Origin of the sequence: Propionispora vibrioides, from assembly GCF_900110485.1 — a bacterium.
Taxonomy (GTDB): domain Bacteria; phylum Bacillota; class Negativicutes; order Propionisporales; family Propionisporaceae; genus Propionispora; species Propionispora vibrioides.
On sequence record NZ_FODY01000005.1, the window covers coordinates 192970 to 207844 of the forward strand.

At 39.5% G+C, this 14875-nt stretch carries 12 protein-coding genes and 1 pseudogene; 3 read left to right on the forward strand and 10 right to left on the reverse strand.

Annotated elements, in window-relative coordinates; translation table 11 throughout:
- Positions 1-443: 443 nt before the first annotated feature.
- Entirely contained in the window at positions 444-1007 is a 564-nt protein-coding gene (locus BMW43_RS06575; protein ID WP_218140617.1) for a GH25 family lysozyme, read from the reverse strand.
- Positions 1008-1607: 600 nt separating this feature from the next.
- Between BMW43_RS06575 and BMW43_RS21495 the strand changes: the two genes are divergently transcribed.
- Entirely contained in the window at positions 1608-2081 is a 474-nt protein-coding gene (locus BMW43_RS21495; protein ID WP_245732245.1) for an XRE family transcriptional regulator, read from the forward strand.
- A 1073-nt stretch (positions 2082-3154) separates the two neighbouring features.
- Here BMW43_RS21495 and BMW43_RS06590 read toward each other — a convergent pair.
- The 3 genes from BMW43_RS06590 to BMW43_RS06600 form a co-directional block, all read right to left on the reverse strand.
- The gene (locus BMW43_RS06590) at positions 3155-4588 is read right to left on the reverse strand and encodes a diguanylate cyclase (protein WP_091744988.1); all 1434 of its coding nucleotides are present in this window, start codon (positions 4586-4588) and stop codon (positions 3155-3157) included.
- Between the two features lie 565 nt (positions 4589-5153).
- Complete coding sequence (locus BMW43_RS06595; RefSeq protein WP_091744990.1) at positions 5154-5417, reverse strand: GlsB/YeaQ/YmgE family stress response membrane protein; 264 nt, start codon at positions 5415-5417, stop codon at positions 5154-5156.
- Positions 5418-5608: 191 nt separating this feature from the next.
- The gene (locus tag BMW43_RS06600) at positions 5609-6289 is read right to left on the reverse strand and encodes an N-acetylmuramoyl-L-alanine amidase family protein (RefSeq protein WP_091745035.1); all 681 of its coding nucleotides are present in this window, start codon (positions 6287-6289) and stop codon (positions 5609-5611) included.
- A gap of 142 nt (positions 6290-6431) precedes the next feature.
- On the opposite strand from BMW43_RS06600, the gene BMW43_RS06605 reads away from it, so the two are divergent.
- On the forward strand, positions 6432-6629 hold the full coding sequence (locus BMW43_RS06605) for a DUF1657 domain-containing protein (protein WP_091744992.1): 198 nt from the start codon (positions 6432-6434) through the stop codon (positions 6627-6629).
- A 100-nt stretch (positions 6630-6729) separates the two neighbouring features.
- Here the strand turns inward: BMW43_RS06605 and BMW43_RS06610 are convergent, their stop codons facing one another.
- From BMW43_RS06610 to BMW43_RS06640, 6 genes are all read right to left on the reverse strand, one after another.
- Complete coding sequence (locus tag BMW43_RS06610) at positions 6730-8172, reverse strand: LamG-like jellyroll fold domain-containing protein (RefSeq protein ID WP_177173482.1); 1443 nt, start codon at positions 8170-8172, stop codon at positions 6730-6732.
- 654 nt (positions 8173-8826) lie between these two features.
- Positions 8827-9720: a phage tail protein gene (locus BMW43_RS06620; protein WP_177173483.1), complete on the reverse strand. Its 894-nt coding sequence runs from the start codon at positions 9718-9720 to the stop codon at positions 8827-8829.
- A 168-nt stretch (positions 9721-9888) separates the two neighbouring features.
- On the reverse strand, positions 9889-11040 hold the full coding sequence (locus BMW43_RS06625) for a LamG domain-containing protein (RefSeq protein WP_091745000.1): 1152 nt from the start codon (positions 11038-11040) through the stop codon (positions 9889-9891).
- Between the two features lie 224 nt (positions 11041-11264).
- Entirely contained in the window at positions 11265-12404 is a 1140-nt protein-coding gene (locus BMW43_RS06630) for a fibronectin type III domain-containing protein (RefSeq protein WP_091745002.1), read from the reverse strand.
- A gap of 276 nt (positions 12405-12680) precedes the next feature.
- The gene (locus tag BMW43_RS06635; protein ID WP_091745004.1) at positions 12681-13478 is read right to left on the reverse strand and encodes a hypothetical protein; all 798 of its coding nucleotides are present in this window, start codon (positions 13476-13478) and stop codon (positions 12681-12683) included.
- A gap of 368 nt (positions 13479-13846) precedes the next feature.
- Positions 13847-14197 (reverse strand): hypothetical protein, encoded by a 351-nt coding sequence (locus BMW43_RS06640; RefSeq protein WP_091745007.1) that lies wholly within the window; start codon positions 14195-14197, stop codon positions 13847-13849.
- 482 nt (positions 14198-14679) lie between these two features.
- Here BMW43_RS06640 and BMW43_RS21330 point away from each other — a divergent pair.
- Positions 14680-14875: pseudogene (locus BMW43_RS21330) on the forward strand (IS5/IS1182 family transposase); the annotation flags it as partial.

Here is a 14875-nt window from a genome sequence, read left to right on the forward strand (position 1 = left end):
CCGGATTTCAACTCCATGTTATCACCAACCTCCCGTTTTTCTTCTTTTACTTATTGAGGCTTATCTAGGAATAACTAATTCAAAACCACCTGTAAAATATCATTTAAATCCAATAAGTTTTGGCCACAAGATTAATCCTAAACAAAAACCTAAGAAGAAAGTAAATACAGGTACATATTCCGTCATATTACTCACTCCCTCAACGTTATCTTCACTTTGATAATACCATGGCTTTACATCAAAAAGGCGTCAAAAAACACATTATATATGTCAATAAAAAATAAAAAGCCCTGCCGGAGCAGGTGGCAAGGCTAGATTTATGAACTTCCATCGTGCGGAGTCATCTATTCTTTATTACTCTGCCGGCAGCAGAATCACTTTAAAGCTGACGCTCTTATCAAAAGCCAGATATTCATTAACTTTGTTATAAATGACACGCTCCTTTAATATTTAATGTTGCCGTCAAACAAATTTCCGTTGATATCCAGACTGTCGGTATATTGCCACATGAACCCTTGTAAATCATCAGCACTTCCCCACTGAGCATTCCATACGGCACATCCTAAGCCTCGCCAATCGACGTAATTGCATAACCAGAAGTAGGATGCATATACACCACAATCCAGGCCGATATTTTCCAGGAATGCCTTGCATATTGCTGTGATCTCAGTTGGGTCAAAGGCGAATCCATTTCGCTGTTTATAGCCGTCCGCATCCTCCATATCAAAAAACACTGGAAGTTCCAGCAATTGCCCCGTGCTGTCGATCACGCTCCGGCAGTTAGTCGCCTCCTGGATGGCATCATCTTCGTTCAGCGCATAGGAGTAGTGGTAGGCACCAACCTGTAAACCGGCTGCTTTCGCTCCCGCTACATTCTGTGCAAACATACTGTCCTCAGAGTTCTTACCATAAGAGCTGCGTAGCATAGCAAACTCAATGCCGGCATCTTTCACTGCTTGCCAATCTACCATTCCATTGTGCACGCTTACATCAATACCTCGAATCATTTTTCCCACCTCTCTTTTTATTATATTAATTTGTTTTTTCCCAAAAGGTGAATTAAATTGACTGCCCAGACTGCTTTAACCAGGAGCTACGGCACCAGCCAGCACATAACTACAGTTATACCCGACCAGCAAAAGTCAAAGTCAAATATTTCGTACCATAGAGAACATTCGGCCAATAGTTCACAGTATTCTGACTTGCTGATGGTCTTTAATATCCATCTAGTGCGAAAGGGATAGCAGTTGCTATCCCTTTTGTTTATCAGTCAAACTTCTGATCCCCCTTTATCATGGCATGACCGTTGAAAAATTCGCTACAATAAGCGGCTTCAATAGCAGAATCATTCGTAAATGTGAAAGTAGCAGAATCCATTCCAGTAAGAATTCCATATCTAAAATAGATCCCTTTTTAGCGATTCTACAGCAGTAATATTAATCCTCTGCTAACGGAGAAAGTAGATATTTTATTTAACTTAGGTATTATCTTTCCTCATACAGGTTATTAACCTTATAAGAGTAAAAAATAAGCCTCACAACGTTGGAAGATTTTGGAATCAAAAAGTATAATTTGTGGCAAATATGACAATTATCGGGAGGCCACAGATGAATCTATCAAAACGTATTCTATATTTTTGCAACACTTTCAGAATTACCGTGAACAATCTTGCGGATCGTTCCGGCCTAACTCAGTCTACCCTTCAAAACATCATTTCAGGAAATAGTTCAACAGCCCAGGTTAATACTATCGAAAAAATATGCGAGGGTCTTGGAATTACTCTTGAGGACTTCTTTAGAGAAAATAACGATCTCCCTGCGCCGGCGCTTCAAGAGCTTACTCTATTTAAAAAATATCTTGAATGGAAATATAGCAGCAAAAGCTCTTTGGCGTCTGATACTTTTAAAAAAAGCATGTTGAGCTTATATGAACTTAAAGAAATGATTGAAGAACTACGTAAGAAATTAAATGACCTAGCTAACAGTAAACAGCTTAATGATTCAGAAGTTATAAAAGTCAGCCAGGAACTTGATGCTCTATTGGTAGAGTATTATAAACTGATTCGTAAAAATCAAAATTAACAATCCCCGCCGATTCCAACCAAAAGCGGGAATTTATTCGCTTAAGATATTTCTTGTATACCAGGTGACTATTAGGAAAAGAAAAAGCCCTGGATCCACGTCCAAGGCAAGAAAAAGGGAATGGCTTGTAGGGTTCCGGAAGCTCACGATTTGCTAATTTATACCGTTATCACCGACAGTCCAGAAAAGCAAAATAATGATAATAATGATAATGATCCAACTTCCATTGCCCCAACCTCCGTTGCCGCAAAAACGCATAACGCACCTCCTATGATTACTCAAATAACATTATCCTTTATATCTTATGTCGCCTAACTCGAATTAGTTAAAGAGTCTTTAAATATTTTGCGATAAGTTAACTTATAATGCTATATGACCGTGAGGTGATAACATTCTCAAAAAAGAGCCCGTCTCAATAGAAGAGATAATTTTCACTCGAGAACAGTATTAAGAAAAATATTGCAGGCGCAGACTTAAATATTGCAGATACTGCTAAAAGGCTAACGGAAACCGATAAGCACCCTGTTGACATCCCTTCGTTTCACGGCAGCTTCGACAAGGCACTATTCCCTTGGGGGAGGGTTCTGCGAATTGCCAATGTTTTAGACTATGAGATTATATGGCAAAAGAAATAAGCCGAAGTCCCCAGGCAAAAAACAAAAACTCCCTCCACCTTAGTAATCAACCAAAATGGAGGAAGTTAACGTTACTCTGCCGGCAGCGGAATCACTCTAGCCTAGTATTTTTAAACTACTGAACTTACCTCTTTCATTTTTTATCCGTATACATAAACGTAGTTTTATATAGGTACAAAGAAAAAAGCCCCTACCTTTCAGTAGGGGCACCTAGACGCTTTCATGGAGACGGAGTTATAGATACCAATTTCGTGTCCTTATTGATTCTGGTAATTTACTGCCAGTTGAAAATGATGTTCCTAACTTTGAATTCTTAATGCAAACTATTCTAATATACAGTACTTTTATCTACATGATATAAATATAGAAAAGGTGGCACACAACTTGTTTGCTAGAGAAATTCTTCTTTTACCAAGTATTGTTTTTCTTTAACTCGTTCTAGCTGCAACATATCCGATTACGGCCCAATGCCTTCGCTTTATACAAAGCATTATCGGCTCTAGCCAGACTCTCCTCAAATGTCCTATCGTTGTCGAGGACCTCGCTGATACCAAAGCTGGCGGTAACCGTTAGTGTACTTACATTCTCCAATAAATACTGGTATGTTTCTATGGCCTGCCGCAACCTTTCAGCAATTTCAGCTGCTTCTCTTAGCGATATTTCCGGAAATACGATAGCAAATTCTTCTCCTCCGTATCGCCCAAAGATTTCTCTCCCCCTTAACTCATTGGTTACTACTTTGGCAGTCCCTTGTAAAACCCGATCACCAATATTGTGCCCATACTTGTCATTCACTTGTTTAAAATGGTCAAGATCAAAAATTATGACACTCATATGAGTTTTATAAAGCAAACAATGTTCAAATTCCTTATTACCCAGATCCATAATATAGCGACGATTCCAAATTCCTGTTAAATAATCTACCGTTGCTAACTGTCTCAGTGTTTCTTCCATATTTTTGCGGTCAGTAACATCATTAATCGTGATCATCAGGGCTTCACTACCAAACCAAATAACCTTTACGACAAAAAGCAGTATCCAACATACCTTGCCGTTAACATCGTAAAATTGCATTTCTTTATCCATCGCACATCCGTTTTTCTCTATTTCGTCCAAGGTTGCCATCCACTCATCCCGATTTTGGTGATAATCGGCAAAAGTACTTCCGATCAATTCCTCCTGTGACACCTTAAAAAGTGCTGCTGCTCTTAGATTTCCATACAAAATAGTCCCATTCATCTCTCTTCTAGTAACAAGCATTGGAAAAGGTGCGATCTCTACCATTGAACGAAACTGCTCCTCGCTTCGCTGCAAATCGCTTTCTTGCCGTCGATTGTGCAACACGATTGCGTATACTTCCCCCAAACGGGTTATTTCCTTAAGATCATCTACCGTATAATCACGTACTGAATTGGCAAGTGCAATCTGTCCTAAGATTTCATCTCCAAACATTATAGGTACCGACAGGAAATTTTTCAGCGGTACATGACCGGATGGCAAACCTACTGATGCCGCATGAGATGAAGGATTGTTAGTAAAAAAACTCTCCCGGACGTTAAGAGAATATCCCCATAGGCTGCTATAAAGTTTATGGGGCCCTTCAGGCAAAGAATATAAGGCAGCATTAATGGTACAGCCTTCATCCCGCATCTTAGTCAGTGTATTACTGATATGGGCACCGGTCTTTTCATCAATCGAAGAAACAAAACCATGCTGACTTTCCGTCAGCCACCGTGCTTTATCTAAAACACTCTGATACATCTCGTCAAAAGAAACCGTTGAAGCAATGATAGCTGACAACAGCTCAGCAATGACGACATGCAGCCTACTCGCCCGCTCCGATCTATCATCTGGCCTGGTTGTGACCTTCATTCTAAATCCTCCTCCGTCGGTGGATACACAAATACTAGCGTAATTTTATTGGTCCAAATAATGTGTATTAATCCATAATATTTAACAAAAACGTTATTCAACAGTCACTCATAAAACCCTTTCATAAACAAACGAAAATAACCTTTTATACCGTTACCTAATAATACGACTAGTACTGAATTCGAACAAAGAAGTTCCTGCTAAATTATGTAAAAATTTAGCAGGAACTTCTTTGTTCAGAGGAAGAAAGTATAAGGCTTAATCATTTTCCTACAATCATTGAACCATACGCGATCTCCTGTATTAGGAGCTTTATTTAGTCTAATACATCAATATAAACGAAATTTGTATTTCCCATTAAATCTTTTCTCATTGCCAAAACGATATTTCCAATAGCTTGTTTGCCCGTATCTCTATCTGGATAATTCCCTCTGGAATTTATAATCAATTCCACCATTTTGATTTATCGCAATAACAACTTCATCTGAACAGTCCAACCATATATTGCTCTTCAATTAACTTGTTCTTCTTTCATAGTTTACAAGTATACCTCTAATGATTAGGATTAATCGTTTTTCTTTTGAGCTGCAGGCGACAAAGGATGAAATAGGCGTATAATCCATAGAAATATAATAGCTCCTATAGTACTTGCTATAATTGCACCGGTCATACTATTGGGATAAAATCCCATAAGGCGAAATAAAAATCCGCCAATATATGCGCCTATAATACCTGTTACGAGATCACCCCATAGTCCAAATCCACCGCCACGTGAAATTTTTCCAGCTAACCATCCAGATATTATACCAACAACTAAAAGCCAAATCATTATCCTCACCTCCTGTTGTTAGTATTCTCAAAAAAATATATACTAAACAAGAAGATGTAAACTATTCCCAATTGAAAAAATTTCCCTATTTTTACCATAATATCAAAATCTTATTCAGCGACCAATTAGTTCTCAAATAATAAATAGTTCTAGTCTATTGGCATAAAACTTTGTACTTGTTTCAAAGCTGACTAATAAAACTTACAAATTCCTTCAGCAATTGCTCTAGCTAACTTTTGTTGATAATCGGGTGCTAACAGCAACTGCCGTTCTTCTGTATTTGTAATATAACCTAATTCAATTAATACAGCAGGAATTTTGTTACGCCGAAGCACGAAATAGTTCGCATTTTGCGCAGAATGGCTTCTCCCTGCTACACTGTACAATTCAGCTTGTATTAGATTTGCCAATATTTTTCCTGTTTCAGATTTATTATAATAAAAGACTTCGGCACCACGCTTCTTATCGTTTCTTACAGCATTGGCGTGAAGGCTAACAAATAGATCTGCATCAGATTCTTCAACCATTTCCACTCTTGCCATTAAATCGCGATGGTATCGCCCTCTAACTTTTTCATTATCACACTCATTGCTGAGTTCCATATCTGTTTGGCGGGACATTATAACTTTAGCACCTTTTTGATTGAGTATATTTTTAAGCTGGAGGGCTACAGCCAAATTGATATCTTTTTCATCTACGCCTGGCCGGGTAGCTCCCGAATCTATCCCCCCATGACCAGCATCTACAACGATAACCTTGTTAGCCAACTTATTTCCATTCTTCTCCTCAAACGCATATGTTGAACTTACCATCAATAATATTAGCAATATATAATAAATCAAATGAGATTTTACGATACAAAACATCTTCATCGAGTTCACCCCACGTGGATAAATATATGCGAATAAGAGCATTTATAACACCAGATCTCCAGCCGACAAATCCGCATAAATTTAATTTTATAGTCAATTATAACTATTGCACGTAAAAATCTTATAAACGGAGGCCTGACGTATGACAGTAAAAAAGGATTTAGAAAAGGCATTGGCCGCTGCTGAGTCGGCAAAAGGAACTTATGCAACTTTCGCGGCATCAACCGATGAGCAAAACGCACAGCAAATGTTCCAACAAATGTCACAGGACATGGATCGTCACATCGCTAATATAAATAGTCGCATTAGTTCCACGGCTGAAAGTCAATTAAATAATTAAGCATCAGGTAATAGATACTCAAATTATAATTCGAGTATCTATGTTCCAATTGGAAATAATCCCTCCATTCTGGCGATCAACCAAAATGGAGGGATTATCTTTACTCTGCCGGCAGAGGTATTACCTTAAAGCTAATGATCTTTTCAAAGGCCAAATATTCCTTGCTGCCATCAATACTATCATCGAAGGTATAACAAGTATTTCCCGTACCAACCGCCCGATCATACCAACTAATAAAATTATCTACAACTGTCTGGGTAACTTTATACTGACGTTCGCTAGAATCGTTCATTGTAATTCGCAGTAAAGCATTAATAGGCGCTACTGGCATAGCAGATGCTTCATTAGAATTCGCGCTCTCGCTGGTGCCACCTAGTGCCGTTACAACATAATAATACGTCGTGCCATTGGTTACCGTGGTATCCATATAGTTGTTCGTGGCTACGTTGCTGGCAATTATCGTATACGGATCACCTGCCGTAGTTGAGCGTTTAACATTGTAGCCGGAAGCATTGGTCACTGCAGTCCATGAAAGCGCCACTTGAGAGTTGCCGGCCGTTGCAGTTAAGTTTAAGGGTGCACTGATAATAGGAGTAGCCGAAGCCTCATTCGAGTTAGCGCTTTCACCACTAGTATTGATAGCAGTCACCACATAATAATACGTCGTGCCGTTTACTACATTAGTATCCATATAGGAGGTACTTGATACGGTGGTTGCAATTGTTTCATAAGGGCCGCCTGCCGTGATAGACCGTTTTAAGTTATAGCCGGTTGCGCCGTTGACTGTATCCCAATTGAGGGTTACTTGCGCATCGCCTGTGGTAACGATTAGATTTATTGGTGCATTAGGGGCTACAACAGTTCCCGGAGGTATAAAGTTTGATGTCCATCGGGCTGTATTAGAGATTCTAAGCTCATCTATATACCCATGAAAAGCTGATCCTGCATTCAATTTACCGGTAGATGTATTATAGTTACCGATATACCCGTATGGTTTAGGAACATCAATACTGGCATTTGATGTTTGTGTAGCTACCAATTTTCCGTCTAAAAACAAATAAAAACTTTGTTGGCTTCTAACTACAGCAATATGATGCCATACATTGACTGTAATTAGCGTTGGGTAAGTTAAATGTATGTTTCTAACCCCCGAACTATCATAGTTATCTAGGCAAATGCCAAACGGGCCAACCGAATCTTGTTCTGTCCTATTCACAGCCAAGGCCCATCCACTATGCCCAGTATAACCATCAGCGGAAAATGTATAGTTACCAATTACAGGCATTCCGTATTGCGTTGATGACTGTGTAATATAAATAAAGCATTCAATGGTAAAATCACCAGTGCCTAATGCAAAATTCTTATTAGAATCCGCAAAACTTAGTACTCCATTATTAAAAAACAAACTACTGGTTCCAACCTGTTTGGGGTCGCTACTCACGCTTACATTCCCGTTTGATGTCCATATTTTCCCTGTCTCATCTTTAATCCCATCATCAAAATGAAGCAAAGATACCGTATACTGATCCACTTCATAAGCCATTTCACATTCCTTCATTTATTTTTATTTGAAAGCCAACATAACTAAGGAACTCTTATGTTTCACCGTGTATTTCCTGTATGTCGGCTCTCATGAGTATACATTCATTAGCTAGTTATTTTTAAACTACTGTCTTTACCTTTCATTCTTTATCCGTATATGAAATCATAATTTTGTATAAGCAAAATCCCTCCACCCTAGCATCAATCAGAATAGAGGGATTAATTTTACTCTGCCGGTAGCGGAATCACTTCAAAGCTGATGATCTTCTCGTAGAATAAATACTCCTTACTCCCCTGCGTACTCTTATCAAACACGTAGCACGAGTTGCTAGTTCCGATTGCACCAAGTAATAAAATCATCTGCAACTGTCTGAGTAACTTTATACTCACGTTCGCTGGAATCATTCATTGTGATGCAGAGCAGGACATTACCATCGCTTGTAGCATCCGGATTATAGGGTTTTAATTCACCGTTTTCATCTATATCATCACGCTCCTGCCGTTCTTGGTCAGTTAGCATAATTACTAGGCATAGAAAAAGGAGCAGAGATTGCTCTCCACTCCCTCAAATGTGGAACTTCATCCATGTACCACCGCTGTAGGATATATGGTAGAAGGCTAGGCACACCAGAAGAACCATTTCCTAGAGACGATTCTATTTTGCTCTTATGAGGTAATAGACTGATTTGTTGATGGGACGATTTTCCACTGCCGTTGGAACTGCAAGAGAGGCATCAAAGCTAAAGCCTGTCATATGAGAAAATATACCACTACTTTCCGCAGTAGAGTAAGTATTCGAATATATACCCTGAAATGGACCTGTAATAACCTTTCCAGTATCTATTTCTCCGAATGCTTGCCTATCTGCCGCCGAAGAAGAAGCATCAATTTTACCCACTATATTTCGAATAGCATCACCCTGGGCTACGCCCAAAGCGGCAGAATTTCCTCCTACTCCTCGAAGAAAATATCCTCTATAATCTGGGACATAGCTACCGACAACAGCAGCCAATTCCGGATAACCTTCCGTAGATTGTCCATTACATTCTAACCATTTTCTTGCATCATCACCACCAGGTAATGTCGAAGATGGCCATGCAATAATAGTTCCTACAGGCACACCAGAACAAGGAATATTAATATCCTTCGTACCATCAAAGGCTACACCGTTGATATTGCGCGCAGTTTCCAACTTAGTAGCGGTTGCAGAATTTCCAGTACATTGAGCAGCGGTGTCTGCACTAAGTACATCTACGCTAATAGCCACATCAGCAGAACCATCAAAAATTGCACTACCTGTAGCGTCCCCCTGTAATGCAATGGTTCTTGGGGTAGATAATTTGGCAGCAGAATCAGCGATTACAGCTGTTGCAGCATCAACTATCTTGTCCTCTTTAAGAGCTCTGAAGTTCTCCCTGATATCCGCCGTTGATACAGTTACATTAACATCCGCTGGTAAACTTGAATTATACGACATGTAAATTCCCCCCCTATAATAATATAAATATTTATTTGGAAACCCGACATAGCCAAGGACCTCTTTTTTCAAATATGTGTTTCCTGTATGTCGGCTTTCACTAAGGTACATTCAACAGCCAATAAATTTTAAACCATCAATTTACCTTTCATTCTTTATTTGTACATGAAGTCGTCATTTCGTATAAGGTATAAAAAATCCCTCCACCCTGACAAATGACCAGAATGGAGGGATTAACTTTTACTCTGCCGACAGCGGTATTACCTTAAAGCTAATGATCTTTTCAAAGGACAAGTATTCCTTGCTGCTATCGACAATATCATTTACTGAGTAACATGAAATACCTGTACCAATAGTACGAATGTACCAATTAACAAATCCATCAATTTCCGTCTTATCCAGCCTGTACTCCCGCTCACTGGAATCAATCATAGTGACACGCAATAAGGCTTTACCGGAAGAAGGAGGGTTTTCTACTGCCTGCGGGGTAGCTGAAGCCTCATTAGAATTAACACTTTCCCCATTTGCATTTACAGTAGTAACCACGTAATAGTATGTCGTGCCATTTACCACGTTGATATCTACATACGAGGTACCAGACACATTAGTTACAATCGTTTCATAGGGGCCACCTGCTGTAAGGGAGCGTTTCACATTGTAGCCGGTTGCGCCGGTGACTACATCCCAGTTAAGGGTTACTTGGCTATCACCGGGGGTGGCGGTTAGATTGGTTGGTACATTGGGCAAGACGACAGTTCCCGGAGGTGTGAAATCCGCTGTCCAGCGAGCTATATTAGAAATACGAAACTCATCAATATAACCATTAAAGTAATACTGATTTCGAATATCTTGTTTTCCTAACACATATACTCCGTCAGAATTGAACTGCATCGTTGCATCAATAGTCGCACTGGCTACTAGTTTCCCTTCAACAAATGCTAAAAGATTTGTTCCATTTCTAACAAACGCAATATGCTGCATTACATTTTGAGTAATAGGAAATTTCAATAAGACTATTGTTTTTTGTATTGCATTTGTATATTCTAAACTCATGTGAGTACTATCTGGGCAGTCTATCATAAAGGTGTAGAGAGTAGATGTCCAATAAGGAGAACTTTTACCTCCAGAACAAAATAGTCCATTGAAGTAACTATTAGTTATAGGATACACCCAGAAATCAATAGTCCAGTCATGAGTTCCAAAACTTGTTAAAGACGGTGTAGTTAGATATTGCCCTGAGCCATTTAAATATAATGAACTGTTTCCAAATTCACTCTGCAAGTTGCTAGTTGCAGCACCTCCATACGCGGTCCATGTATTTCCGCATGCATCTTTAATTCCATCATCAAAATGAAGCAAGGAAACTGTATTTTGATCCACTTCATAAGCCATTTCACATTCCTCCAATTAATTTTTTTGAAAGCCAACATAGCCAAGGAACTATTATGTTTCACTGTGTGTTTCCTGTACGTCGGCTCTCACTGGTGTACATTCAGTAGCAAAGGATCTTTAAACCACTGAAATTACCTTTCATTATTTATCCGTACATAAAATCATAGTTTTATATAAGCAAAATCCCTCCATCTTGGTGACAACCAGAATGGAGGGATTACGCATCATTCCTCTGATAGCGGCATTACTTTAAAGCTAATAATCTTTTCATACAGCAAATACTCTTTGCTACCATCAATAATATTGTCGAATGTATAGCAATTGTTATCAATATTAGTAGTTTGGTTAATCCACTGAATGAATTTATTAATCTTACTAATAGGAAGCTTATACTCCCGCTCGCTAGAATCAAGCAACGTAATCAGGAGTAGCCCCTGGCCTTCTTCTACCGGTGCTGCCTGCGGCGTAGCTGATGCCTCATTAGAGTTAGCACTTTCTCCGTCTGCATTTATGGTGGTAACCACGTAATAGTAGGTCGTGCCATTTACCACGTTAGTATCTACATACGAGGCACCTGATACGCTAGTCGCAATCGTTTCATAGGGGCCGCCGGCTGTGGTTGAACGCTTCACGTTGTAGCCAGTCGCGCCGGTGACTGCAGCCCAGTTGAGGGTTACTTGGGAATCGCCGGGGGTAGCGGTTAATTGAGTGGGTGCATTAGGTGCTACAACAGTTCCCGGCGGTGTAAAATCCTCTGTCCAGCGAGCTATATTAGAAATACGAAATTCATCTAAATATCCTCTCATAGCACCCGTGCTATTTCTTGGATTTCCGTCTCCACCAACATATAAAGGAAATTTTGAAATAACACTGCTTAAATCACCTGAGCCGACACTTTTCCCATTAACAAATATAGTCCCAATACCATTGTTACGTACACAAGCAATGTGAACCCATTGATTTTTAATAATTACATTAGCAGATGAAGTAATACTTTTATTAGGAACATTAAAAATTATAGAATCATTGGAATTAAAAAAGATAGCTATTGGTTCTGTCCCTGGAGCAGATCTAGAATCGAAAAATGTTATAACATTGCCATATGATGGGTTGTAATTACCTCCTAGTAAATATAACCAAAAATCAATTGTAAAATCACCCGTATTAAATGCAACATCATCAGTAGCATCAGCAAAAATCCCGCCAACTGCACTAAAATAGGCACTCGCATTACCCACTTTTGCTTGAGTACCAGTAATGGCCACCCCGTTATTTTTTATACTCCATACTTTCCCTGTCTCATCCTTAATCCCATCCTCAAAATGAAGCAAAGACACCGTATATTGATCCACTTCATAAGCCATTTCACATTCCTCCAATTAATTAATCTGAAAACCTCCATAGCCAAGGAACTCTTATGTTCGCTGTGTATTTCTTGTACGTCGGCTCTCACCAAGGTACATTCAATAGCCAATAAATTTTAAACCATCAAATTACCTTTCATTCTTTATCCGTACATGAAGCCGTAGCTTTATATAAGGTATAAACAAATCCCTCCACTCTGGCGATCAACCAGAATGAAGAGATTAAGTTTACTCTGTCGGCAGCGGCATTACCTTACTAAGCCCAAGACAAATTAATTAAGCTAATTTCATTATATATGCTAGTGCATAGTATGGAGGCCGATTTTCATGGGATTGGTCACTACCCGTATTGTAAATTCCATCAGTCCACGTATAACTACCACCTGATGAGGGAACTATATCGCCGCCGCTGCCCTTAAAGCTAACACCTCCGTAACCATGAATACTGTGGTTATGAGATGGCATTTCGTCTATCGTGAGTTTATGTGTATCTTCTCCACCAATTGATCCTGGGCTATAATATCCACTGCCAGGTCCATTAACTCCGGCTGTATGGATTCCTCCCTCCTGGCCTGCTCCAACTACAAACCGATTCCGTAGATCAGGGGTTCCATTTGAACCATCACAAAGATTCCAATTTACCGGTATAGTTGATATACTTCCAAACCACATGACAATACTACCAATCGGCAGAGATGCCGTTGAACTTTCTGTAATAATTTCTTCTACAGTTTTACCGCCTACTGTGTCAGAGTTTCCTCCGTCAGCTTTTGCTGTAATGGTAATGTCCGCACTTCCATCAAATAGCACATCGTTAATGGTATGTGCGGTTTCTAATCTAGCTGCAGCATCTGCACTAATCACATCCACCGAAATAGAAATGTCTACCGCTCCGTCAAACGAAGCACTTCCCGTAGCATCCCCGTTTAAAGTAATCAGCCGCGCTGTCTCAAACTTTGTTGCGGTAATTGCACTTGCAGCAGCAACAATTTGATCCTCCTTTAGTGCTCTGAAGTTTTCCCTAATTTCTGCCGGTGCAGTAGTATCTGCTGGCAAGTTTGAATTAAAAGCCATTTTACATTCCCTCCAAATTAATTAATTTGAGAACCGCCATAGCCAAGGAACTCTTCGGTCTCACTATGTGTTTCCTGTACGTCGGCTCTCACTAAGGTACATTCAGCAACCAAGAATTTTTAAACTACTGAAATTACTTCTCTTATTTTTTATCCGTACATAAAACCATGATTATATATAGGCCTAAAAAAGCCTGACAGACGAATCACCAGATAAAAAATAGAAAAAATTCCACTCTGGCGATAACCAAAATGAATAGCTAACACACCCAAACAAAAATACCCTACTCGATTTGAGTAGGGTACCAATAGAATATGTATGTAATATTTATATCATAGAACAAGCTTGTCCTATGAACTCGCACAATCCTATCTATCGAAAATACTATCTGCAAAATCATGGGCTATTCGTCTCATGGCTTCATCGTGACGTTCATTTTCAATACGCTGACGTTCACGCCATTCCCTACGGCTCTCGTGATCCCGCCGTCTCATTTCACGCTCATGACGTTCATTTTCAATCCATTCACGTTCATGTCTTTCTCGTTCCATACGTTCATGACGCTCTCTTTCCATATGGTCCCTGTCATGTCCATCATACAGCTGAACCGGTGGATAGTAGTCATGTAACGGAGAAGCTTCCATAACTGATACTCCAAACCCTATCTGCATTATACCAACCATAGTGAAAATTACCATCTTTTTTGCCATGCTTTTCATTGTGTTTTCCCCCTGAGCTTTAATGTCTTAATTATAATGGTTAAATGTTACAATCTTGTTACAAAGAAAACACAAATCTATAAAACAAATCATCTCCATCTATACTTTAAACTTCATATTCGTAAAAGAAAAACGCCCCTACCCCGGCTATTAACCGAGATAGGGGCAACCCTAAGGAGATATGATACCCTGCCTGGCAGGGTTATTTTTTCGCCATAAAATAAACTGCAGCTAAGAATCCTATATCCCGTTGAAGTTTCAGACTTCTATATTCCTGTTTTACCTCTTTCTCGTACTTGTCCAAGGATTCGTTGGCCTTCTGCAATGAGCTCTGAGCTGCTTCTAACTGGAGACACTAAGGGACGTCAGACTGTGCGAAAACAATTAAAGATTAACCTCATAAAACTAGCCCTAAACCATGAGCATCAAGGCTACTATGATATAATAAAAATCATAGAAACATTCGGCTTTGAGGTGAATATATGTCGCGCTTTATAAGCAATAACATGGATAGAAACCAAATCAGTCTGATTCCATCTTCGCTTGAAGAAATGATAAGCCAAGATAACCCAGTCCGTGTGATTGACCTTTTTGCCGATAGCTTGGACTTAAATCAAATGGGTTTTCGCTACGCTACGCCCAAAGCAGTCGGACGTAAACCATACAATCCAGCTGACT